Annotated in this window: 15 protein-coding genes and 3 rRNA genes; 1 reads left to right on the top strand and 17 read right to left on the bottom strand. The window is 69.7% G+C overall.

Translation table 11 applies throughout. The features are described 5' to 3' along the window. Positions 1–142 precede the first annotated feature (142 nt). The 6 genes from EEW87_RS02715 to tyrS all read right to left on the bottom strand — a co-directional run bounded on the left by EEW87_RS02715 (position 143) and on the right by tyrS (position 9,486). Complete coding sequence (locus tag EEW87_RS02715; protein ID WP_123091593.1) at positions 143–1,150, bottom strand: HAD-IIA family hydrolase; 1,008 nt, start codon at positions 1,148–1,150, stop codon at positions 143–145. Beyond that, the gene (locus EEW87_RS02710; protein ID WP_123091592.1) at positions 1,147–1,878 is read right to left on the bottom strand and encodes a tetratricopeptide repeat protein; all 732 of its coding nucleotides are present in this window, start codon (positions 1,876–1,878) and stop codon (positions 1,147–1,149) included. The genes EEW87_RS02715 and EEW87_RS02710 overlap by 4 nt, the downstream gene beginning before the upstream one ends. A gap of 468 nt (positions 1,879–2,346) precedes the next feature. After that, a 5S ribosomal RNA gene (gene rrf / locus EEW87_RS02705) occupies positions 2,347–2,463 on the bottom strand. Between the two features lie 105 nt (positions 2,464–2,568). Further along, positions 2,569–5,678 (bottom strand): 23S ribosomal RNA (locus EEW87_RS02700). Between the two features lie 398 nt (positions 5,679–6,076). Beyond that, a 16S ribosomal RNA gene (locus EEW87_RS02695) occupies positions 6,077–7,600 on the bottom strand. The 16S, 23S and 5S rRNA genes sit together here, the layout of an rRNA operon. Positions 7,601–8,226: 626 nt before the next feature. Further along, positions 8,227–9,486 (bottom strand): tyrosine--tRNA ligase, encoded by a 1,260-nt coding sequence (tyrS, locus tag EEW87_RS02690; protein ID WP_123090773.1) that lies wholly within the window; start codon positions 9,484–9,486, stop codon positions 8,227–8,229. Between the two features lie 122 nt (positions 9,487–9,608). On the opposite strand from tyrS, the gene EEW87_RS02685 reads away from it, so the two are divergent. Further along, complete coding sequence (locus tag EEW87_RS02685; RefSeq protein WP_123090774.1) at positions 9,609–10,505, top strand: phosphotransferase; 897 nt, start codon at positions 9,609–9,611, stop codon at positions 10,503–10,505. Here EEW87_RS02685 and EEW87_RS02680 read toward each other — a convergent pair. The 11 genes from EEW87_RS02680 to pheS all read right to left on the bottom strand — a co-directional run bounded on the left by EEW87_RS02680 (position 10,492) and on the right by pheS (position 22,576). Beyond that, positions 10,492–11,115, bottom strand: a complete 624-nt coding sequence (locus tag EEW87_RS02680) for a DNA-3-methyladenine glycosylase (RefSeq protein WP_123091500.1) — start codon at positions 11,113–11,115, stop codon at positions 10,492–10,494. The genes EEW87_RS02685 and EEW87_RS02680 overlap by 14 nt on opposite strands. 26 nt (positions 11,116–11,141) lie before the next feature. Further along, entirely contained in the window at positions 11,142–12,584 is a 1,443-nt protein-coding gene (gene argH / locus EEW87_RS02675; protein ID WP_123090775.1) for an argininosuccinate lyase, read from the bottom strand. Beyond that, positions 12,581–13,087 (bottom strand): arginine repressor, encoded by a 507-nt coding sequence (locus EEW87_RS02670; protein WP_123090776.1) that lies wholly within the window; start codon positions 13,085–13,087, stop codon positions 12,581–12,583. The genes argH and EEW87_RS02670 overlap by 4 nt, the downstream gene beginning before the upstream one ends. Continuing rightward, the gene (gene argF / locus EEW87_RS02665) at positions 13,084–14,028 is read right to left on the bottom strand and encodes an ornithine carbamoyltransferase (protein WP_123090777.1); all 945 of its coding nucleotides are present in this window, start codon (positions 14,026–14,028) and stop codon (positions 13,084–13,086) included. Before argF ends, EEW87_RS02670 begins: the two co-directional genes overlap by 4 nt. Beyond that, positions 14,025–15,242, bottom strand: a complete 1,218-nt coding sequence (locus EEW87_RS02660) for an acetylornithine transaminase (RefSeq protein WP_123090778.1) — start codon at positions 15,240–15,242, stop codon at positions 14,025–14,027. Before EEW87_RS02660 ends, argF begins: the two co-directional genes overlap by 4 nt. After that, positions 15,239–16,237 carry an acetylglutamate kinase gene (gene argB, locus EEW87_RS02655; protein WP_068274434.1) on the bottom strand — a complete coding sequence of 333 codons (999 nt, stop codon included), beginning with the start codon at positions 16,235–16,237 and terminating at the stop codon, positions 15,239–15,241. The genes EEW87_RS02660 and argB overlap by 4 nt, the downstream gene beginning before the upstream one ends. A gap of 10 nt (positions 16,238–16,247) precedes the next feature. Beyond that, positions 16,248–17,399, bottom strand: a complete 1,152-nt coding sequence (gene argJ / locus EEW87_RS02650; RefSeq protein ID WP_123090779.1) for a bifunctional glutamate N-acetyltransferase/amino-acid acetyltransferase ArgJ — start codon at positions 17,397–17,399, stop codon at positions 16,248–16,250. Continuing rightward, a complete protein-coding gene (locus EEW87_RS02645) occupies positions 17,396–17,818 on the bottom strand; it encodes an ACT domain-containing protein (RefSeq protein ID WP_068274431.1) in 423 nt (140 codons plus the stop codon). Before EEW87_RS02645 ends, argJ begins: the two co-directional genes overlap by 4 nt. 5 nt (positions 17,819–17,823) lie before the next feature. Beyond that, on the bottom strand, positions 17,824–18,867 hold the full coding sequence (gene argC / locus EEW87_RS02640; RefSeq protein ID WP_205473763.1) for an N-acetyl-gamma-glutamyl-phosphate reductase: 1,044 nt from the start codon (positions 18,865–18,867) through the stop codon (positions 17,824–17,826). Positions 18,868–18,959: 92 nt separating this feature from the next. Further along, positions 18,960–21,482, bottom strand: a complete 2,523-nt coding sequence (pheT, locus tag EEW87_RS02635; protein WP_123090780.1) for a phenylalanine--tRNA ligase subunit beta — start codon at positions 21,480–21,482, stop codon at positions 18,960–18,962. Continuing rightward, positions 21,482–22,576, bottom strand: coding sequence for a phenylalanine--tRNA ligase subunit alpha (pheS, locus tag EEW87_RS02630; protein ID WP_123090781.1), 1,095 nt, complete (start codon positions 22,574–22,576; stop codon positions 21,482–21,484). Before pheS ends, pheT begins: the two co-directional genes overlap by 1 nt. Positions 22,577–22,704: the final 128 nt, after the last annotated feature.

Below are 22,704 nucleotides of genomic sequence, written 5' to 3'. Positions count from 1 at the left end.
CGACGAGTCGGACGACGTCGAGGGTGCGGGAGAGCACCCCGTCCGCCACCGTCAGCGAGAGGTGTACGAGCTGTCGAGCGGGATCCACCGGTCATCTCCTTCGTCGGTCGCGGCACCCGGGCGGGCACGTCGTGCGATCACGCTACCCCGCGGTACCGACGAGCTCGGCCATGGAGTCCCGGCACCACTGCTCGCTCGCTCCTGCGTCCCGAGCGGCCCAGATCGCGTCGAGCGCGGCGCGGAGCGCGTCGACCCCGTCGCCCTCGACGTGCAGCTCGCCGCCGTGGACGGCAGCCATCGCCGAGCCCCGGTGGTGCCGGCCGTCCTCCACGCGTCCGTAGGGGTAGGGCTCGAGCAGGCCGCGCAGGTCCTCGACGACGTGGTCCGGCCGGGTGGACGGCCCGGCTGCCGCGGCGTCGGCCCACCCGTGGACACCGGTGAGGACGAGCAGACCAGCCGTACCAGCAGCCACGGCCCCGCCGAGATCTGTCTCGAGCCGGTCGCCGACGGCGAGCACCCGGTCGGGCGAGATCTCGAGGGACCGGGCAGCGATCGTGTACATCGGGGCGGCGGGCTTGCCCATCACCTCGGGCTCGACGTCGACGGCCAGACGGACGGCACCGACGAGCGAGCCGTTGCCCGGGGCGACACCGCGATCGGTGGGCAGCGTCCGGTCGACGTTCGTCGCGACCCAGCGCGCGCCGTCCTGGATCGCGTAGGCAGCCTCGGCGAGGTCCGCGGCCGTGACGTCGGGACCGTAACCCTGCACGACCGCGGCGACGTGACGTCCTGCGCGAGCCGACGGCGCCACGGGGACGAGCCCGGCAGCGGTCAGCGCGTCCGAGACCCCAGGACCCCCGACCGCGAGCACCAGGGCTCCCGGGTCGAGCTCTGCGGCCAGCACTCCCGCGGCGGCGGTGGAGCTCGTGACGACGGCGTCGTCCAGAGCGCTGAGCCCGAGCTCCCGCAGGTGCGCCGCGACGTCAGCCGGTGTGCGCGAGGCGTTGTTCGTCGCGTAGACGACCGGCTGGCGCAGCGACTCGAGGACGTCCACCGCGTGCGGCACGGCGACCGCCCCCTTGTAGACCACCCCGTCGAGGTCGCAGATGAGCGCGTCGTACCGCTCGACGAGGGGACGCGCGTCGGTCATGCCGGCGAGCTGTCCTCGTCGACCTCGCCGCCGTCCTCGATGACCTGGATGCCGTCGAGCTCGTCGAGGCGCTCCGCGGCGTCGGTCTCGCCGTCGGCGTCGGCGACCGCTGCCTTGCCGAACCACTCGCGGGCCTCGTCACGACGGCCCGCGTCGAGCAGGGCGTCGGCGTAGGCGTAGTAGAGACGGGCCGACCACGGGCGGGGCGGTCCGGCGAGCTTGCCCTGGAGGGCGAGCACCGCAGCCTGGGGCGCACCCATGTCGCGACGGATGCCGGAGCCGATGATGAGCATCTCGACCTGGTCCTCGGGTCCGAGCGCACGAGCCTCTGGCGAGCGGAGCAGCTCCAGGGCTCGCTCGGGCCGTCCGAGACCACGCTCGCAGTCGACCATGAGGGGCAGGAGGTGGGAGGACCCGCTGAGCCGGCGCACCGTGCGGAACTCGGTGAGCGCACGGGCGTAGTCGCCGGAGCGGTACGCGACGAAGCCGAGGGCCTCACGAGCCGCGGGCACCCGGCCGGCACGACGCACGACCGTCTCGGCGTGCGCGAGGGCTCCGACGTAGTCCTCCTCCTCGAGGCGGCGGGCCACCATGACGAGGTGCTGGGCCACCCCTTCGGCGTTCTCCTTGCTCAGGGTGCGGAGCTGACCGCGCACGGAGCGGTCGAGCTCGCCACCGGTGACGTCGTCGTCGATCGCCGGCTCGGGCCTGCGCCCCTGCTTGGGCACGAGACGAGGGCCGCTCTCCCGTGCGTCGCGGTCCGCCCCTCCGCGAGAGGGACGACCGTCGCGATCACGCTGGGCGTCACGGCCACCCGGGCGGTCTGCGCCCGTGCGGCTGTCACGACCCCGGCCCTGGTCGTCGCGTCCGCGACGATCCGAGCCCGGTCGGCCGCTTCCGGGACGACCACTGCTGGGTCGACCGCTGCCAGGTCGTCCGCCTCCGGGTCGGCCGCTGCTGGGTCGACCGCCGCCGGCTCCGCGCGGCCCGCCGTCCCGATCGCCTCGACCTCGCTCGGGACCGCCTTCACGCCGCTGATCGCTCACCAGCTCACTCCTTCGTCTACCTGGGGCCCTCAGACTAGCCGTGGCCCGGACATGCAAGAAACGCCCGGCAAGACCATCGCTTCTTCGTGAAGAAGAAGGGGTCTCGCGGGGCGTTTCTTGTCCACCCCACATTGGGGGTGGTGAATGGTTGTCCGGCTGCGTCCTACTCTCCCACACCGTCACCAGTGCAGTACCATCGGCGCTGAAGGGCTTAGCTTCCGGGTTCGGAATGGAGCCGGGCGTTTCCCCTTCGCTATGACAGCCGAAACTCTATGGAGATGTATCGGTTGTTGTTTCCCGACCGTATCTCGGGAACTGGACAGTGGACGCGAAGACTTCTTCTTTTACACCCACCCGCGAGGGGTGGGGGTGTGTATCAAGTTATCGGCTTATTAGTACCAGTCAGCTCCATGCATTGCTGCACTTCCACATCTGGCCTATCAACCCAGTAGTCTACTGGGAGCCTCTCAGAGCTTGCGCTCCATGGAAACCTCATCTTGAGACGTGCTTCCCGCTTAGATGCTTTCAGCGGTTATCACTTCCGAACGTAGCCAATCAGCGGTGCCCTTGGCAGGACAACTGACACACCAGTGGTTCGTCCAACCCGGTCCTCTCGTACTAGGGTCAGCCTCTCTCAAGTTTCCTACGCGCACAGAGGATAGGGACCGAACTGTCTCACGACGTTCTAAACCCAGCTCGCGTGCCGCTTTAATGGGCGAACAGCCCAACCCTTGGGAGCAACTCCACCCCCAGGATGCGACGAGCCGACATCGAGGTGCCAAACCATCCCGTCGATATGGACTCTTGGGGAAGATCAGCCTGTTATCCCCGGGGTACCTTTTATCCGTTGAGCGACGGCGCTTCCACAAGCCACCGTCGGGTCACTAGTTCCGACTTTCGTCCCTGCTCGACATGTCTGTCTCGCAGTCAAGCTCCCTTGTGTACTTACACTCGAAACCTGATTGCCAACCAGGCTGAGGGAACCTTTGAGCGCCTCCGTTACATTTTAGGAGGCAACCGCCCCAGTTAAACTACCCACCAGGCAATGTCCCTGATCCGGATCACGGACCGAGGTTAGACAACCAGAACGACCAGAGTGGTATTTCAACGATGACTCCACACACACTGGCGTGCATGCTTCACAGTCTCCCACCTATCCTACACAAGCCGTCCCGATCACCAATACCAAGCTATAGTGAAGGTCCCGGGGTCTTTCCGTCCTTCTGCGCGTAACGAGCATCTTTACTCGTAGTGCAATTTCGCCGAGTTCGCGGTTGAGACAGTGGAGAAGTCGTTACGCCATTCGTGCAGGTCGGAACTTACCCGACAAGGAATTTCGCTACCTTAGGATGGTTATAGTTACCACCGCCGTTTACTGGGGCTTAAATTCTCAGCTTCGCCACACAAGGTGACTAACCGGTCCTCTTAACCTTCCAGCACCGGGCAGGCGTCAGTCCGTATACATCGTCTTGCGACTTCGCACGGACCTGTGTTTTTAGTAAACAGTCGCTTCTCCCTGGTCTCTGCGGCCCATCATCCTAGTCCGAAAGGACTTCAGAATCCGGGCCCCCCTTCTCCCGAAGTTACGGGGGCATTTTGCCGAATTCCTTAACCACGATTCACTCGATCGCCTTAGTATTCTCTACTTATCCACCTGAGTCGGTTTGGGGTACGGGCGGCTAGAACCTCGCTAGAGGATTTTCTTGGCAGCATAGGATCACCCTGCTTCCCGCTGATGCGGTCACTATCAGGTCTCAGGATATGTGTCAGACGGATTTGCCTACCTGACTCCCTACACCCTTGGACGTGGACAACCATCGCCACGCGGAGGCTACCTTCCTGCGTCTCCCCATCGCTTGACTACTACTAGATCGGGTCGAGCGTTCCACTCACCGATGGCAACCGAAGTCGCCGGTGGTGAGCTTCAGGCTCTTAGCATCACTAGATTCATCAGGGGCGGTTCTTCGCCGGTTCCGGAATATCAACCGGATGTCCATCGACTACGCCTGTCGGCCTCGCCTTAGGTCCCGACTTACCCAGGGCAGATTAGCTTGACCCTGGAACCCTTGGATATTCGGCGGACGGGTTTCTCACCCGTCTTTCGCTACTCATGCCTGCATTCTCACTCGTGTGGCATCCACGGCTGGTTCACACCGCCGCTTCACTCGCCACACGACGCTCCCCTACCCATCAACACGCTTGGACCACAAGTGGCCAGGCAGTGTGTCAATGCCACAGCTTCGGTGGTGTGCTTGAGCCCCGCTACATTGTCGGCGCGGAATCACTTGACCAGTGAGCTATTACGCACTCTTTAAAGGGTGGCTGCTTCTAAGCCAACCTCCTGGTTGTCAATGCAACTCCACATCCTTTCCCACTTAGCACACGCTTAGGGACCTTAGCTGGTGATCTGGGCTGTTTCCCTCTCGACTACGGAGCTTATCCCCCGCAGTCTCACTGCCACGCTCTCACTTACCGGCATTCGGAGTTTGGCTAACGTCAGTAACCTGGTGAGGCCCATTAGCTATCCAGTAGCTCTACCTCCGGTAAGAAACACGTGACGCTGCACCTAAATGCATTTCGGGGAGAACCAGCTATCACGGAGTTTGATTGGCCTTTCACCCCTACCCACAGCTCATCCCCTCAGTTTTCAACCTAAGTGGGTTCGGTCCTCCACGACGTCTTACCGTCGCTTCAACCTGGCCATGGGTAGATCACTCCGCTTCGGGTCTAGACCCAGCGACTCAATCGCCCTATTCGGACTCGCTTTCGCTACGGCTTCCCCACACGGGTTAACCTTGCCACTGAGCACTAACTCGCAGGCTCATTCTTCAAAAGGCACGCTGTCACCCCACAAGGAGGCTCCAACGGATTGTAGGCACACGGTTTCAGGATCTATTTCACTCCCCTCCCGGGGTACTTTTCACCTTTCCCTCACGGTACTTGTCCGCTATCGGTCACCAGGGAATATTTAGGCTTAGCGGGTGGTCCCGCCAGATTCACACGGGATTTCTCGGGCCCCGTGCTACTTGGGATATCTCTTTGAAGTGCGCATCATTTCGTCTACGGGGGTAGCACCCTCTGTGCCGGGCCGTTCAAGACCCTTCGACTATGACACGCGTTTTTGACTCCATGCCAGGATGTCAGTCCTGACCAAGAGATCCCACAACCCCGTACCTGCAACGCCTGACAGCTATCACACAGATACGGTTTGGCCTGATCCGCTTTCGCTCGCCACTACTCACGGAATCGCGGTTGCTTTCTCTTCCTGTGGGTACTGAGATGTTTCACTTCCCCACGTTCCCTCTACCCAGCCTATGTGTTCAGCTGGGAGTGACTGGACTTGCCTCCAGCCGGGTTTCCCCATTCGGAAATCCTCGGATCACAGTCTGGTTATCGACTCCCCGAGGCTTATCGCAGATTCCTACGTCCTTCTTCGGTTCCTGGTGCCAAGGCATCCACCGTGCGCCCTTAAAAACTTGAGCCACAAAGATGCTCGCGTCCACTGTTCAGTTCTCAACATACGGTCGGCACCAACCACAACCGGGCGCCTACCACGCGATCACGCGTGGTGGTTCGTCCCACATGGCCGGCCCGCACCACAACCCCCACAACCGTGGGGGCCGATGGCCTCGAGGCGCTCGCGTCACCACCCGCAACCGAAATCGCGTGGCGGTGAGCCCGAACCCTCAGGACCCAACAACGTGTCAAGCACCCCAACACCCACCCTGCGCGTTCCATCACAACCCAAGAGCTGTGCGTACTAACGGACCAGGCAGGTCCTGCGGTGCCAAATAATCGATGTTCCACCCTTGAGCACCTGCTGCTCGACATTCGCGAGCAGACCAGGCCCTGGACCAGATATCTGGCCAGTGCTCCTTAGAAAGGAGGTGATCCAGCCGCACCTTCCGGTACGGCTACCTTGTTACGACTTAGTCCCAATCACCAGTCCCACCTTCGACGGCTCCCCCCACAAGGGTTGGGCCACCGGCTTCGGGTGTTACCGACTTTCGTGACTTGACGGGCGGTGTGTACAAGGCCCGGGAACGTATTCACCGCAGCGTTGCTGATCTGCGATTACTAGCGACTCCGACTTCATGGGGTCGAGTTGCAGACCCCAATCCGAACTGAGACCGGTTTTTTGGGATTCGCTCCACCTTGCGGTATCGCAGCCCTTTGTACCGGCCATTGTAGCATGCGTGAAGCCCAAGACATAAGGGGCATGATGATTTGACGTCATCCCCACCTTCCTCCGAGTTGACCCCGGCAGTCTCCTATGAGTCCCCACCTTTACGTGCTGGCAACATAGAACGAGGGTTGCGCTCGTTGCGGGACTTAACCCAACATCTCACGACACGAGCTGACGACAACCATGCACCACCTGTATACCGACCAAAAGGGGCACCCATCTCTGGGTGTTTCCGGTATATGTCAAGCCTTGGTAAGGTTCTTCGCGTTGCATCGAATTAATCCGCATGCTCCGCCGCTTGTGCGGGCCCCCGTCAATTCCTTTGAGTTTTAGCCTTGCGGCCGTACTCCCCAGGCGGGGCGCTTAATGCGTTAGCTGCGGCACGGAACTCGTGGAATGAGTCCCACACCTAGCGCCCAACGTTTACGGCATGGACTACCAGGGTATCTAATCCTGTTCGCTCCCCATGCTTTCGCTTCTCAGCGTCAGTAGTGGCCCAGAGACCTGCCTTCGCCATCGGTGTTCCTCCTGATATCTGCGCATTTCACCGCTACACCAGGAATTCCAGTCTCCCCTACCACACTCTAGTCTGCCCGTACCCACTGCAAGTCCGGGGTTGAGCCCCGGATTTTCACAGCAGACGCGACAAACCGCCTACAAGCTCTTTACGCCCAATAATTCCGGACAACGCTCGCACCCTACGTATTACCGCGGCTGCTGGCACGTAGTTAGCCGGTGCTTCTTCTGCAGGTACCGTCACTTTCGCTTCTTCCCTGCTGAAAGAGGTTTACAACCCGAAGGCCGTCATCCCTCACGCGGCGTCGCTGCATCAGGCTTTCGCCCATTGTGCAATATTCCCCACTGCTGCCTCCCGTAGGAGTCTGGGCCGTGTCTCAGTCCCAGTGTGGCCGGTCGCCCTCTCAGGCCGGCTACCCGTCGTCGCCTTGGTGAGCCATTACCTCACCAACAAGCTGATAGGCCGCGAGTCCATCCCAGACCGAAAAACTTTCCAGACACTAACCATGCGGTTGCGTCTCGTATCCGGTATTAGACGCCGTTTCCAGCGCTTATTCCAGAGTCCGGGGCAGGTTACTCACGTGTTACTCACCCGTTCGCCACTGATCCCCTCGAAGCAAGCTCCAAGGTTCACCGTTCGACTTGCATGTGTTAAGCACGCCGCCAGCGTTCGTCCTGAGCCAGGATCAAACTCTCCGTTGATGTTCAACTCCCACCACAACCCCAAAAGGACCGCGGTGAAATACTGATACCCACAAAGGGTTGTCATCCCAGCTGAGCAAGAACAACTAGCAAAAATACTAGATGATCATTGTCAACCAAAGGATTAAAATATCGTTTCATCAGCACCACACACCCACCATCAAGCGAGTGCGCCGCACCTTCTGAAGACGAGGTATTGGCATCGATTTTTGACACGCTGTTGAGTTCTCAAGGTTCGGACGCGCACCGATTGGTCTGCACTTTCGTGCGTCTCGCTCGGGGCTCTTGGTGAAACCTTACCGCATCCAATCTTGGGCGATTTCCGTGATCTTCCTCGTGAGGAAGCCGGTGACTCGCGCTTGGCTTTCTTGCGGTGTGTTTCCAACCGTACCAGGCCTTCCGGACCGGCTCCAACTCGCTCTTTCGCCATCAGCAGTGCTGCGACGAAGACCTTCGTGGTGGTTGATCAGCTCGCGGGACCGGCCTACTTGGTGCAACCCTGCAAGGGCTGCCGCTTGGTGTCCGTTCCTCCCTCTCGGGCTGACATCGAGAACATTAGACGACCATCCGCGGCGATGCCAAATCGCCCGCCACAGGGGGCCGGCTCACCCCTGCTCACCCCCTGCTCACCCCAGGCGCAGGGCCGCGAGGGCCTTCTTGCCACGGCGCAGCAGGGCGGTCGAGCCGTGGAGGAAGTCCTCCTGGGTGAGCACCCGCTCGGGGTCGGTGACCTTCTCGCCGTTCACCGACGCCGCCCCGTCGGCCACCGCACGACGGGCCGCGTTGCGCGACTCGACGAGACCGCTGGCGACGAGGGCGTCGACGACGGTGTCGCCGACCGCGCCCGCTCCCCCGGGCAGCTCGGCCGTCGCGTCGGCGAGCGTCTGCGCGTCGAGGACCCGGACGTCTCCCTTGCCGAAGAGCGCGGCCGACGCCGCCTGGGCCTGCGCGGTCGCCGCCTCCCCGTGCACGAGCGTCGTGACGTCTTGGGCGAGGAGCCGCTGCGCCGCGCGCCGGAAGGGCTCGTCACGGACCTGCCGCTCGAGCTCGGCGACCTCGTCCGGTGTGCGGTCGGTGAAGATCTTCACGAGCGAGACCACCGAGGCGTCCTCGACGTTGAGCCAGTACTGGTAGAAGGCGAAGGGGCTCGTCATCGACGGGTCGAGCCACACGGCGTTGCCCTCGGACTTGCCGAACTTGCGTCCCTGCGAGTCGGTGATGAGCGGGGTGGTCAGCGCGTGCGCCGTCCCCCCCTCGACGCGGTGCACCAGGTCGGTGCCGGCGGTGATGTTGCCCCACTGGTCCTGCGCACCCGTCTGCAGGGTGCAGCCGTGCTCGCGGTAGAGGTGGAGGTAGTCCAGCGCCTGGAGGATCTGGTAGCTGAACTCCGTGTAGCTGATCCCCTGCTCGGACTCCAGCCGGGCGGCCACGGCGTCCTTCTTGATCATCTGGTTGACCCGGAAGTACTTGCCGTAGTCCCGCAGGAAGTCCAGCGCGGAGATCGGCGCGGTCCAGTCGAGGTTGTTGACGAAGAGCGGGGGCTCGCCGTCCTCCGGGGTGAGGATCCGGCGCACCTGGGCGGCGATGCGCTCGACGTCCTGCGCCGTCTGCTCCTTGGTCTTGAGCACCCGCTCGCTCGTGGGCCGCGGGTCGCCGATGAGGCCCGTCGAGCCGCCGACCAGACCGATGACCTTGTGCCCGGCTCGCTGCAGGTGCCGCAGGAGGATGAGCTGGACGAGGTTGCCGAAGTGCAGCGAGGGCGCCGTCGGGTCGAAGCCGCAGTAGACGGTGACCGGGCCGGCGGCGAGCGCGTCGCGCAGCGCCTGCTCGTCGGTGGTCTGGGCCACCAGACCACGCCAGGTCAGCTCGTCGAGGATGTCAGTCACGGTGCGTCGGGCTCCTTCGTCGTCTCGCCGCCCGCCGTAGGCGGCGCACCCAGCCTGCCACGAAGCACGACGACGCCCCGAGCCGGCGTCCGGGCATGGACGCGCGGTGATGGGATGGCCCCATGACCCTCCACGACGGCGACACCCCCGTCGATGCCGACCAGCTGCGCCGGCTGCTCGAGGAGCAGCGTCCCGACCTGGCGGACGCCCCGCTGCAGGTCGTCGAGGGCCCGGGGACCGATCACGTCCTCGTCCGGGTGGGGGACGACCTCGTCGCCCGGCTCCCCCGCAACGCCCCGGCCGCGGTGTCGCTCGGCACCGAGCTGCGCTGGCTCCCCCGCCTCGTCGACCGGCTCACCCTGCCCCTGCCCCGGGTCGAGCACGAAGGGGTGCCCGGCGCCGGGTACCCCTTCGTCTGGGCCCTCCTGGGCTGGCTCGACGGGCACGACCTCTGCGCGGTCGTCCTCGACGGCCAGGTCCCCCGGACCTGGGCCGACGACCTCGCCGACCTCGTGACGACGCTCCGCGCGGTCGACGTCTCGGTTGACGCGCCGCAGGGGGCACGTGGCGGTGACGTGGCCACGCGAGCCGCGGGTGCGGACGACGTGCTCACCGCCCTCGCCGGCCGTCACCGCGTCGGCGTCCTGCGACGGGCCCTCGACCTCGGGCGGGAGGCCGCCCCCTTCGCCGGCCCGCCGGTGCTGCTCCACGCCGATCTCATCCCGGGCAACCTCCTGCACCGCGACGGTCGCCTCACCGGGCTGCTCGACCTCGGCGCGCTGACGACCGGCGACCCCGCGTGGGACCTCACGCCGGCGTGGTGGGTGCTCGACGCGCCCGGGCGCTCGCGGCTGCGCGACCTGCTCGGCGGCGACGACGCGGTCTGGGCGCGCGCCCGTGCTCTCGCGACGGTCCAGGGCGCCCTGGCGACCTGGCACTACACGCCGGGGCGGCACCCCCTGGCCGCCCTCGGAGACCGGGCCCTCCAGCAGGTCGCCGCAGACCTCAGCCGCGCCTGACCCGGGGCCTGGCCGCGCGGTATGGCGAGACGCTCGGCTCGCCGTCGAGCCAGTAGCGCCACGGGTAGAGGACGCCGTCGCCCCCGGCACCGCTGACGCCCACCCGCGGGCCGCTGCGCACGCGCGCCGGGTCCACCGGTGCCGTAGGTGGCAGGACGGCGAAGGGGGCGTCGTCGCCCCCGCACACGTCGGCCCCGTCGTCCTCGCCGGTGATGCCGAGCGCCCGCGTGAGCCGGGCCGGGCCCCGGGCGAGGTCCCGGTCGCGGACGCCGGGTCGGCGCTCCAGCGCCAGCTCGAGTCCGTCGACGACCTCACCGGCCCGCACGAGGACCGCGCCGCAGACGCCGTCGGACGCGCACACGAGGTTGGCGCACCAGTGCATGCCGTAGGTGAAGTACACGTACAGGTGCCCCGGGGGACCGAACATCACCGCGGTGCGCGGCGTGCGCCCCCGGAAGCCGTGCGACCCGGGGTCGCTCTCGCCGCGGTAGGCCTCGACCTCGGTGATCCGCAGCCCGACGCCGCGCACCACGAGGGTGCAGCCGAGCAGCTCGGGCGCGACCTCGAGGGGGTCGCGCCCGAACCACGCGCGCGGCAGGGCCTGCGTCATCGGCTGGGACGGGTCAACGGACCGGCTCAGCGGGCGACGACCCGCGTCGCGGCCCACTGCGAGAGGTCGGCGTGCGTCTCGCGCACCCGCTGCAGCTGCTCGGCCACCCGGACGGGGGCGGTCCCGCCCTTCGCGTCGCGCGAGGCGAGCGAGCCCTCGACCGACAGGACCTCGCGCACGGCGGGCGTGAGGTGGGGCGAGATCTCGGCGAGGTCGTCGTCGGAGAGGTCCCACAGCTCGATGCCGCGCTCCTCGCACACCCGCACGCACGCCCCGGCCACCTCGTGGGCGACGCGGAAGGGGACCCCTTCGCGCACGAGCCACTCGGCGACGTCCGTCGCGAGCGAGAAGCCCTGGGGTGCGAGCGAGGCCATCCGCTCGGTGTCGAAGCGCAGCGTCGCGACCATCCCGGCGACCGCGGGCAGGACGAGCTCGAGGGTGTCGACGGCGTCGAAGACCGGCTCCTTGTCCTCCTGGAGGTCGCGGTTGTACGCCAGCGGCAGCGCCTTGAGCGTCGCGAGCAGACCGGCGAGGTCGCCGATGAGCCGGCCGGCCTTGCCGCGGGCGAGCTCGGCGATGTCGGGGTTCTTCTTCTGCGGCATGATGCTCGACCCGGTCGAGTACGAGTCGTCGAGGGTGACGAAGCCGAACTCCTTCGTCGCCCAGAGGATGACCTCCTCGGACAGGCGGGAGATGTCGACCGCCGCCATCGCGCAGACGAAGGACAGCTCGGCGACGAAGTCGCGCGCCGCGGTGCCGTCGATGGAGTTCTCGACCGACCCGGCGAAGCCGAGGTCGGAGGCGACCGCCTCGGGGTCGAGACCGAGGCTGGAGCCGGCGAGCGCGCCGGACCCGTAGGGCGAGAGCGAGGTCCGGGCGTCCCAGTCGCGCAGCCGCTCGACGTCGCGCAGCAGCGGCCACGCGTGGGCGAGCAGGTGGTGGGCGAGCAGGACCGGCTGGGCGTGCTGGAGGTGGGTGCGCCCGGGCATCGCGGCCTCCGGGTGCGCCGCCGACTGCTCGACGAGCGCGGCGACGACGGCGAGCAGGTGCTCGGCGACGACTCGCGCGTGGTCGCGCAGGTACATCCGGAAGAGCGTGGCCACCTGGTCGTTGCGCGAGCGGCCCGCGCGCAGCCGGCCGCCCACGTCGGCGCCGGCGCGCTCGATGAGACCGCGCTCGAGCGCGGTGTGCACGTCCTCGTCGTCCTCACCGGGCGCGAAGTCGCCCGAGAGGACGTCGGCGAGCAGGGTGTCGAGCCCGGCGAGCATCGCGTCGCGCGTCGTCTCGTCGAGCAGACCCGCCCCGTGGAGCACCCGGGTGTGGGCTCGCGAGCCGGCGATGTCGTAGGGGGCCAGGCGCCAGTCGAAGTGGGTGGACTTCGACAGGGCGGCGAGCGCGTCGCTCGGCCCGCCCGCGAAGCGTCCGCCCCACAGGCTCACCTTCTCGCTGCTCTGCTCGGTACCGCTCACTGCTCCTCCTCGTTCGTGTGGGTCAGGGCGAGCAGCCGGCGCACGAGGTCGCCCGCCGCCCCCGCCCCGGTCGTGATGATCATGATCGTGTCATCACCGGCGATCGTGCCGAGGACGTCGGGGAGCCGGGCGTGGTCCACCGCCGAGGCGAGGTAGCCGGCGGCTCCCGGGGGCGTGCGCGCGACGACGAGCTGCTCGCTCGACGTCGCCGTGACGAGCAGCTCCTCGCACAGCCGGCGCAGCCGGTCGTCGAGCTCGTCGGGGCCGACCGCGGGACGCGGGGTCGGGTCTCCCCCTTCGCCCGGGACCGCGTAGACGAGCGCGCGTCCGACGCGCACCCGCTCCGCCCGCAGGTCGATGAGGTCCCGGCTCAGCGTCGCCTGGGTGACGGTGATGCCGTCGGCCGCGAGCAGCTCGAGCAGCTCGGCCTGCGAGCGCACCGCGTGGCTCGAGAGCAGCTCGGCGATCCGGGCCTGGCGACCCGGCCGGCTGGCGACGATCACGTGCCGTCCCGGTGCTGCTCGAGGAGGAAGGCGAGCACCGCCTTCTGCGCGTGGAGCCTGTTCTCGGCCTCGTCCCACACGACCGAGCGCGGCCCGTCGATGACGTCGGCGGCGATCTCCACGCCGCGGTAGGCGGGCAGGCAGTGCAGGGCGATCGCGTCGGGGGCGGCCTGCGCGAAGAGCTCGGCGCTCAGCGCGAAGGGGGCGAAGGGGGAGCCCTCGCCCTGCCGGCCGGAGCGCTCGTCCTCCTGCCCCATCGACACCCACGTGTCGGTGGCGACGCTCCCGGCGCCGGCGACCGCCTCGACCGGGTCGGCGGTGACGAGGACCGACCCCCCGGTCTGCGCGGCGACTGCCTCGGCCCGGGCGAGGACCCCCGCGTCGGGCTGGTGGCTGGCGGGGGTGCCGATGCGCACGTGCATGCCGGCGGTCGCCCCGGCGAGCAGGTAGGTGTGCGCCATGTTGTTGGCCCCGTCGCCGACGTAGGCGAGGTGCTGGCCGGCGAGCTCGCCGCGGTGCTCGCGGATCGTCAGCAGGTCGGCCAGACCCTGGCAGGGGTGGTAGTCGTCGGTGAGCGCGTTGACGACCGGCACCCCGGCGTGGCGGGCCATCTCCTCGATGCGATCCTGGCCGTGTGTGCGCCAGACGACGGCGCTCACCTGCCGGCCGATGACACGGGCGACGTCGGCGACCGACTCGCGGGTGCCGATCTGGGCGAGGTTGCCGTCGACGACCATCGGGTAGCCGCCGAGCTCGGCGACACCCGTGGTGAAGGACAGCTGGGTGCGCAGGGTCGGCTTGTCGAAGATGATCGCGACGGCCTGGGGCCCCTCGAGCGGGCGCTCGGCGTGGCGGGACGCCTTGAGCGCCAGCGCGCGGTCGAGGACCGCGGCCTGCTCGGCGGGGGTGAGGTCGTCGTCGGCGAGGAGGTGGCGGGTCACGAGCTGCTCCGGGTGGCGTCGTCGAGGATGGAGGGCAGGGCGGAGACGAAGCCGTCGAGCTCCGACGCCGTGATGACGAGCGGCGGCGCGAGACGGATCGCGTCGGGGGCGACGGGGTTGACGATGAAGCCCGCCCGTCGGGCGGCGGCGACGACGTCGGTCGAGGCGAGACCACGAAGGGGGATCGCCCGCAGCAGCCCGAGCCCGCGGACCGGGCCGAGGCGGGGGTCCTCGAGCGCGGCGACCGCGGCGACGAGGTGCTCGCCGAGCTCTCCCGCCCGGGCCACGAGCCCCTCGGACTCGATGGTGTCGAGCACGGTGAGCGCCGCCGAGCAGGCGAGCGGGTTGCCGCCGAAGGTGCTGCCGTGCTGGCCGGGCGCGAGGAGCGCGGTCGTCTCCGGCCCGAAGGTGACGAGCGCGCCGATCGGCACGCCGCCGCCGAGCCCCTTCGCCAGGGTCATCGCGTCGGGGACGACGCCGTGGTGCTGATGGGCGAACCACGCGCCGGTGCGCCCGATGCCCGTCTGGATCTCGTCGAGGACGAGGAGGGCGCCGACCTCGCGGGTGACCTCACGGGCGGCCCGCAGGTAGTCGCCGTCGAGGGGCAGCACGCCGGCCTCGCCCTGGACCGGCTCGACGAGCACCATCGCCGTGCGGTCGTCGACGGCGGCCCGCAGCGCCGCGACGTCGCCCGGGGGCACGTGGACGACGTCGGGGATGAGCGGCTCGAAGGGCTCGCGGTAGGCGGCCTTGTGGGTGAGGGCCAGCGCCCCGGTGCTGCGCCCGTGGAAGGCGCCCTCGAGGGCGACGATGCGGCTGCGGCCCGTGCGGCGCGAGAGCTTGATCGCCGCCTCGACCGACTCGGTGCCGCTGTTGGTGAAGAAGACCCCGGACCCCGCCGGGGCGTCGGCGACCGCCAGGATGCGCTCGGCGGCACCGACCTGGGCGGTCGTCGTGAAGAAGTTCGAGACGTGGACGAGCTCGCCGGCCTGCTTGCTGATGGCCGCGACGAGCTCGGGGTGGGAGTGGCCGAGCGCGTTGACCGCGATGCCGGAGACGAGGTCGAGGTAGCGCTGCCCGTCGACGTCCCAGACCCAGCAGCCCTCGCCGCGGGAGATGACCAGGCCCGGTGCGCCGAAGACGCCGATGTGGCTCGCGCCGTAGCGCTCGAGCCACTCCGCCTGGCTCGTGGTGCGCTCCTGGCCCCCGCTCACGACGGGCTCCCGGAGACGAGCGCCTCGTCGGCCGCCGCCGCGGCCTCGGTGCCGTCGGGCACGAGCATCGTGCCGATGCCCTCGCGGGTGAAGATCTCGAGGAGCATCGAGTGCGGCTGGCGGCCGTCGACGACGTGCGCCTGCGGCACGCCGCCCTCGACGGCGCGGATGCAGGCCTCGAGCTTGGGGATCATCCCGGCGTCGACGCGCTCGAGGAGCCGGCGCGCGCCGGAGACGGAGAGCTGGCTGAGCAGGCTGTCGCGGTCGGGCCAGTCGGCGTAGATGCCCTCGACGTCGGTGAGCACGACGAGCTTGTGCGCGCCGAGGGCGACGGCGAGCGCGGCCGCGGCCGTGTCGGCGTTGACGTTGAGGACCTGGCCCTCGACGTCGAGGTCGGGGGCGATCGTCGACACGACGGGGATGCGACCGGCGTCGAGGACGTCCTGCACCGCGGAGGGCTCGACGTGCTCGACGTCGCCGACGAGACCGATGTCGACGTGCTGCCCGTCGATCTCGACCCCACGGCGGCGCCCGCCGAAAAGACCGGCGTCCTCGCCGGACAGCCCGACGGCGACGGGGCCGTGCTGGTTGAGCAGCCCGACGAGCTCGCGGCCGACCTGCCCCATGAGCACCATGCGCACGACATCCATGACCTCGGGGGTCGTCACCCGCAGCCCGCCCTTGAACTCGCTCTCGAGCCCGAGCCGGTCGAGCATCGCCGCGATCTGCGGCCCGCCGCCGTGGACGACGACGGGTCGCAGCCCGGCGTAGCGCAGGAAGACGACGTCCTCGGCGAAGGCTCGCTTGAGCGCGTCGTCGGTCATCGCGTTGCCGCCGTACTTGACGACGACGAGCGAGCCGCGGAAGCGCTCGAGCCAGGGCAGGGCCTCGACGAGCGTCGTCGCCTTGGTGCGGGCGACGCGCAGCGCGGCCGCGTCGATCGCGCCGCGCAGCGTGGCGCTCGGGTCGGACGAAGGGGGCGGGGTCACGCGCATCACTTCCCGGTCAGGTGGAGTAGGCGGAGTTCTCGTGGACGTAGTCGTGGGTGAGGTCGTTGGTCCAGACCGTCACCTCGTGCTCGCCCGCGTGGAGGTCGACGACGACGCTCACCTCGCGGCCGGCGAGGCTGACGGCCGAGCGGTCCTCGCCCACTCCCCCGGCGCGGCAGACCTGCACGTCGTTCATGCTCACGTCGAGCCGGTCGGGCTCGAAGACCGCCCGGGTCGTGCCGACGGCGGCGAGCACGCGGCCCCAGTTCGGGTCCTCGCCGAAGACCGCGCACTTGAAGAGGTTGTTGCGCGCGACGGACCGGGCGACCTCGAGGCCGTCGTCCTCGCTCGCGGCGCCCCGCACGGTGATCGCGATGTCGTGCTTCGCGCCCTCGGCGTCGCCGATGAGCGCGCGGGCCAGCTCGGAGCACACCTCGCGGACGGCCTCGGTGAGCTCGTCGGGGCCGACGGGCACCCCGCTCGCGCCGGAGGCCATGAGGAGCACGGTGTCGTTCGTCGACTGGCAGCCGTCGGAGTCGACCCGGTCGAAGGTCGTGCGGGTCGCCTCGCGCAGCGCGGCGTCGAGGACCTCGGGGGTCGTCACGGCGTCGGTCGTCACGACGACGAGCATCGTGGCCAGGGCGGGCGCGAGCATCCCCGCCCCCTTCGCCATGCCGCCGACCGACCAGCCGTCGCGGGTGGCCGTGGCGGTCTTGCTCACGGTGTCGGTCGTCATGATCGCCTCGGCGGCGTCGGCGCCGCCGTCCGCCGACAGCGCGGCCGCGGCCGCGTCGACGCCGCCGAGCAGCGCGTCCATCGGCAGCCGCTCGCCGATGAGGCCGGTCGAGCACACGGCGACGTCACCGGCGGAGACCCCGAGCACCTGGGCGACGTGCTCGGCCGTGCGGTGCGTGTCGGCGAAGCCCTCGGGCCCGGTGCACGCGTTCGCACCGCCGGAGTTGAGCACGACCGCGTCGACCCGGCCGTCGGAGAGCACCTGCCGGGTCCACACGACGGGGGCCGCCTGGACGCGGTTGGAGGTGAGGACGACGGCCGCGTGGTGGTCGGGGCCGTCGTTGACGACGACGGCGACGTCGGGGCGACCGCTCGCCTTGAGACCGGCGGTGACGCCGGCCGCGCGGAAGCCGGCGGGGACGGTGGTGCTCATGAGCCCTCCTGGGGGTCCGGGCGCCAGCCCGACAGGGACGTCGGGGTGACGACGAAGCCGTGCTTGCGCCACAGGGTCGCGGCGTCGTCGGCCCGCGCCTCGGGGACGAGGACCCAGTCGGTGTCGTAGGTCGACATCGCGAGGATGCTGATCCGGCCGGCGACGACGGGCGTCAGCAGGTCGTGCATGACCCCGACGAGCTCGAAGTCGAGCGGTCCGGCGACCTCGAAGGGGATGTACGGCCCCTCCTGGCGGACGTCGGCGGGCACGAGGTGCGCGTCGCACATGATCGAGGTCTCGTCGGCGGTGCGGGTGATCGAGGAGAAGGCCCCGCCGAAGACGTCCCACGTCGGCTCCTCGCCGGCGGCGAGCCGGGCGACGACTAGACGGTCGGGGTGACGCATGAGGTGCAGCGGCATCCGGCTCACGGCGCGACCCCCGCGAGCGGCAGCCCCGTAGTCTCAGGCAGGCCGAGGGCGAGGTTCATCGACTGCACGGCGGCGCCGGCGGTCCCCTTCGTGAGGTTGTCGACCGCGGCGACGGCGACGACGCGGCCGACGCGCTCGTCGAGCGTCACCTGCACGTGGACGAGGTTGGAGCCGACGACGTCGCCCGTGCGCGGCCACGCGCCCTGCGGCAGCAGGTGGACGAAGGGCTCGTCCGCGTAGGCCTGCTCGTAGGCGGCCCGCACGGCGGTGGCGTCGACGCCCTCGGCGGCCGACGCGGTCGCGGTCGCGAGGATGCCCCGGGGCATCGGCGCGAGGGTGGGGGTGAAGGACACGCTCGCGTCCGTGCCCGCGGCGAGGGCGAGGTTCTGCTCGATCTCGGGGGTGTGGCGGTGGACCCCGCCGACGCCGTAGGGGGACATCGCCCCCATGACCTCCGAGCCGAGGAGGTGCGCCTTGAGCGAGCGACCGGCACCGGACGTGCCGGAGGCGGCGACGACGACGACGTCCTGGGCGCGCGCGACACCGGCGGACAGCGCGGGGGCGAGGGCCAGGCTCACAGCGGTCGGGTAGCACCCGGGCACCGCGATGCGGTGCGCCGAGCGCAGCTGCTCGCGGGCCTTGGTCCCGTCGTGGGCGACGAGCTCGGGCATGCCGTAGGGCCAGGTCCCGGCGAAGGGGGTGTCGTAGTACGTCGTCCACGCGGACTCGTCGCGCAGCCGGAAGTCGGCGCCGCAGTCGACGACGACGCAGTCCTGCGGCAGCTGGGCGGCGATCGCCGCCGAGTGGCCGTGCGGGAGGGCGAGGAAGACGACGTCGTGCCCGACGAGCTGCTCGACCTCGGTCGGGGCGAGCACCCGGTCGGCGAGCGGGGAGAGGTGCGGGGCGATGTCGCCCAGGCGGCTCCCGGCGTTGCCGGCTGCGGTGACCGCGCCGATCTCGACCTCGGGGTGCGCGAGGAGGAGCCGGAGGATCTCTGCCCCGGCGTACCCGCTCGCTCCTGCGACTGCTGCTGTGACCACGATGTATGAATATACGCTATCGCTAGAAGTTATGCAGACCGGGGTGGTGCACAGCCGCTCGCCCGGGGTCGGCGCCCCGGGCGAGCGACGCGTCAGCGCTGGACGGCGCCGGTGGCCCGGCCCGCCGCGGCGACCGCGCGGTCGCGCAGCGCGCTCACCTCGTCGGTCGTCAGCGTGCGGTCCGGCGCACGGAAGGTCAGCCGGTAGGCGAGCGACTTGCGGCCCGCGTCGAGCTGGTCGCCGCGGTAGACGTCGAAGAGGGCCACCGACTCGAGCGCGTCCCCGGCGCCGGAGCGCAGGGCGAGCTCGACCCCGGATGCCGCGACGTCCTCGGCGACGACGAGGGCGACGTCCGTGCGGGCGGCCGGGTAGCCCGACAGCGTGCGCGCCTGCACGGGCACGCCGCTGGCGTCGACGAGGACGTCGACGTCGATCTCGGCGGCCACCGTGCGCTCCGGGAGGCCGAGCGCGGCGACGACCTTCGGGTGCAGCTCGCCGAGGTGGCCGACGAGGACGCCGTCGGCCGTGGTCACCCGGGCGCAGCGACCGGGGTGGTAGGGCATGACGTCGTCGGCCTCGAGCGTCAGGCGCAGCGCGAGCGCCTCGCCGAGCTGGGTGACGAGCTCGACGACGTCGGCGAGGTCGGCACGACGACCCGCACCCCACCAGCCGGCGCGGTCGCGGTCGCCGGCGAGGACGAGGGCGAGGTGCCGGGGCTGGTCGGGGACGGCCGCGCGGATCGCCGCGAGCGTCTCGGCGTCCGGGTGCACGCCGACGTCGGCGGTCGGCGCGGGCTGCTGCTCGCCCTCGCGCTGCACGACGAGCCCGGTCTCGAAGAGCGCGACGTCCTTCGCCCCGCGGGCGAGGTTGCGGCGCAGCGACTCGACGAGCGTCGTGAGCACGCGGGTGCGCATGAGCGGCTGCTCGTCGGAGAGCGGGTTGGCGACGACGAGGGTGCGCTCGCGCTCGGCCGCTGCGTCGAGCCCGAGGGCCTCGTGCTGGGCGTCGCCGACGAAGGGCGGGTTCCACACCTCGGAGAGACCCTGCGCCGCGAGCACGGTCGCGAGCAGACGGCGCACGCCCTGGCCGTGGGTCAGCCCGCGGCCGCCCGGCGCGGTCGGGACCACGGACGGGATGGCCTCGTAGCCCTCGAGCCGGGCGACCTCCTCGACGAGGTCCTCCCCCGTCGTGAGGTCGGGTCGCCAGGTCGGCGGGACGACGACGTACGTCTCGTCCTCGGTGCTCACCTCGCAGCCGATCTCGCGCAGGCGGCGCTCGACGGTCGGGCCGTCGTAGGGCACGCCGACGACGCGGCCGGGCAGGTCGGCGGCCATGCGCACCGGCTCGGGGCGCAGCGGCTCGCCGACGTCGGTGACACCGGGGTCGGCCGTGCCGCCCCCGTGCTCGACGAGCAGCTCGACGGCCATCTGGGCGGCAGCGGCGGCGAGCTGCGGGTCGACGCCGCGCTCGAAGCGGCGCGACGCCTCCGAGGGCAGCCGGTGACGGCGGGCGGTCCGGGCGACCGACACCGCGTCGAAGTGGGCCGCCTCGAGCAGGACGTCCGTCGTCGACGGACCGACCTCGCTGTCCTGGCCGCCCATGACACCGGCGATGGCGAGCACGCGCTCGCCCCCCTCGGTGACGAGCAGGTCCTGCGGGCTGAGGGCGCGCTCGACGTCGTCGAGGGTCGTGAGCCGCTCGCCGTCCCGGGCGCGGCGCACGACGACCGGCCCGTCGAGGGTCGCGACGTCGAAGGCGTGCAGCGGCTGGCCGAGGTCCAGCATGACGTAGTTCGTCACGTCGACGGGCAGCGAGATCGGGCGCATGCCCGCCTCGGTGAGGCGCGTCGCCATCCAGTCCGGGGTGGGCGCGGAGACGTCGATGCCGCGTACGACGCGGGCGACGTAGCGGTCGCAACCGGGACGGCCGCGCACCGGGGAGTCGTCGCGCAGCTCGACGGGGTAGCCGCCGGCGCCGGCCGCCGGGGCGCGCTCGGCGAGCGCGAGGGCCGGGTCGACGAAGGCGGCGCCCGTCGAGTGGGCGTACTCGCGGGCGACGCCGCGCACGGCGAAGCAGTAGCCGCGGTCCGGGGTGACGTTGATCTCGACGGTCTCGCGGTCAAGGCCGAGCAGCGGGATCGCGTCCTGGCCGGGCTGCAGCGAGGAGGCGTCGGGACGGTCGGTGAGCACGAGGATGCCGTCGTGGTCCTCGCCGATGCCGAGCTCGGCGACCGAGCAGATCATCCCGGCGCTCACGTGCCCGTAGGTCTTGCGCGCCGAGATCTCGAAACCGCCGGGCAGCACCCCGCCGGGGAGGATGACGACGACGAGGTCGCCCGCGTCGAAGTTGTGCGCGCCGCAGACGATGCCCTGGGGCTCACCGGTGCCGTTGGCGTCGCCGACGTCGACCGTGCACCAGTTGATCGTCTTGCCGTTCTTCTGCTCCTCCGGCTCGCGGGTGAGCACCCGGCCCACGACGAGCGGGCCGGTGACGTCACCGGTGTGCAGGCCTTCTTCCTCGAGCCCGACCTGCACGAGGGCGGCGGCGACGTCGAGGCCGCTCACGCCGTCGGGCAGGGTGACGTGCTCGCCGAGCCAGTCGACGGGTACCCGCATCAGATCTCCATCCCGAACTGGGCGTCGAATCGCACGTCGCCCTCGATCATGTCGCGCATGTCGGACACCCCGGTCCGGAACATCAGCGCCCGGTCGATGCCCATCCCGAAGGCGAAACCGGTGTACCGGTCGGGGTCGACCCCGCTCGCCGTGAGGACGTTGCGGTTGACCATCCCGCAGCCGCCCCACTCGATCCAGCCCGTGCCCTTGCACGTGCGGCAGTCCGGGTCCTCGCCCCGGCACACGAAGCAGCGCAGGTCCATCTCGGCGCTCGGCTCGGTGAAGGGGAAGTACGAGGGGCGCAGCCGCGTCGTGATGCCCTCGCCGAAGAGCGAGGTCGCGAGCCGGTCGAGCGTGCCCTTGAGGTGCGCCATGGTCAGCCCCTCGTCGACGGCGATGCCCTCGACCTGGTGGAAGGCCGGCATATGGGTCGCGTCGAGCTCGTCGGTGCGGAAGACGCGGCCGATCGCGGCGACGTAGAGCGGCACGCCGCGCTCGATGAGCGAGCGCGCCTGGACCGGTGAGGTGTGGGTGCGCAGGACGAGACCGGCGTCGGCGGGCTCGAGGTAGAAGGTGTCCTGCATCTGGCGCGCGGGGTGGTCGGCGTCGAAGTTCAGCGCGTCGAAGTTGAACCACTCGGCCTCGACCTCCGGACCCTCGGCGATCTCCCAGCCCATGCCGACGAAGAGGTCGGCGATGCGCTCGGACATCAGCTCGATGGGGTGCCGGCGCCCGAGCGGGCGTCGGGCCGCGCGCTGGGTGACGTCGAGGGTCTCCTCGCGCAGGATCCGCTCGTCGCGCTCGGCCTCGAGCTCTCCCTGGCGGGCCGTGAGGGCCTGGGCCACCCGGCCGCGGGCCTGCCCGACGCGCTTGCCGGCCTCGGCCTTGGCGCTCGGGGGCAGGGCGCCGATCTCTCGATTGGCCAGGGCCAGCGGGCTCTTGTCCCCCTGGTGGGCGGGGCGCACGGCCTTGAGCTCCTCGAGGGAGCTCGCGGCGGCGATCGCGGCGAGGGCGGCGTCGACGGCCTCCTCGACGGCGGCGGGCGCGAGCGCGGCCACCTCGACGGGGTCGTAGCTGGTGTTGGGTCCGGACACGCCTGAGAGTCTAGGTAATGCCCGCGGGAGATCTCACCGCGGTTTCGCTCGCGCTCGCGGGCGGCAGGGGTGACGATGGCCAGGGCCCGACGACGCAGCCGGGCCGACCTGCCCGACCGACGAAGGAG

The sequence above is a fragment of the Janibacter melonis genome (genome assembly GCF_003721155.3).
GTDB classification, from domain to species: Bacteria; Actinomycetota; Actinomycetes; order Actinomycetales; family Dermatophilaceae; genus Marihabitans; species Marihabitans melonis.
The sequence above is the reverse complement of the archived record's forward strand: the minus strand, read 5'-3'. Positions and strand labels throughout refer to the sequence as shown.